Annotated in this window: 1 protein-coding gene; it reads right to left on the bottom strand. The window is 64.3% G+C overall.

Annotated features, from left to right (window positions below; genetic code table 11):
* Window positions 1-1,127, bottom strand: a 1,127-nt coding sequence (locus tag NN5_RS24705; RefSeq protein ID WP_373280359.1) for a dipeptidase, incomplete at its 3' end; no start/stop codon positions are given.
* Between the last annotated feature and the right edge of the window lie 39 nt (window positions 1,128-1,166).

Raw genomic sequence — 1,166 nt, 5'->3', positions numbered from 1 at the left:
AGGCCGCTCACGTCTTCCAGCCCGACCACGCCGCCGCCGCCGTCCCAGTCCATGCCGATGCCGACATGATCGGGCCCGACCACCTGCAGCGCGTGGAGCAGGTGCTTCATGAAGTCGTCGAAAGTCGGCCGGTCGGTGTCGGGGTACTTTGCGTCGATCTCGCGCCGTTTGGCCAGCAGGGCGGCGTATTGCCCGGCGGTCATGTTCTCTTCACTGCCCATCTGGGCGAACAGCGCCTTGTAGGCCGCCGCCCGCTCGGGATTGGGCTTGCTGGCACGCAGATAGCCGCCGTAGCTGTTGATCTGGATGACCCCGCCCTTGGCCGCCAGCGCGCGCAGGCGGGTGTCATCGACATTGCGCGGATGATCGTAGATCGCCTTGCAGCCCGAGTGCGTGAGCACCACCGGCGTGGTCGACTTGGCGATCAGCTGATCGAGCACTTCGTCGCTCGAATGCGAGCCGTCGATGATCATGCCCAGCTTGTTGGCTTCGGCCAGCAGCTGCTCGCCCAGCGGGCTGAGGCCGTGCCACTTGGGGCCTTCGGGATCGGTCGAACTGTCGGCGAACTGGTTGTTGCGGAAATGGGCAAAGCCGGTTTCGCGCACGCCCATCTTGTAGAACAGCTTGAGCATCGAGACGTCCGTGCCCAGCGGATAGGCGTTCTCGATGCTCATGTAGACGATGCGCTTGCCTTCGGCATGGATGCGGGCGGCGTCATCGGCCTTGAGCGCGAGTTCGAACTGATCGGGATGCGATGCGACCATCAGCCGGATCGACATCCCGCGCATCACCGCGAAATCGCGGACCTTTTCATAGCTGGCAGTGTCGAGCGGCCCTTGCGGGGTATAGATCGCCCAGAAGCCGCCATCGAATGCGCCCTGTTTCATGCGGGGCAGGTCGACCTGGGTATAGTCCTGATGCACGTCATGCCGGTCCATGATCGACCAGCCGGGGCGGTCGACCGATTCCGGGGTGTCGAGGTGGGTATCGAGCGTGATCATCTGGCGCTGCAGCGCGACGACGGCGGGAGACGCCGGGTCGCCCGAACCATCATTCGAGGCGTAAACTGCCTGGAGAGGGAGCAGCAGGGCAGCACTGGCCAGCAGGCGCAAAGCCATGGTCTTCATAGGGGTACGTACTCCGCGGAAAGCGTGGACCGGAAGGGT

Source organism: Novosphingobium naphthalenivorans NBRC 102051 (genome assembly GCF_001590985.1).
GTDB classification, from domain to species: domain Bacteria; phylum Pseudomonadota; class Alphaproteobacteria; order Sphingomonadales; family Sphingomonadaceae; genus Novosphingobium; species Novosphingobium naphthalenivorans.
This window is presented reverse-complemented; position numbering and strand designations above follow the sequence as displayed.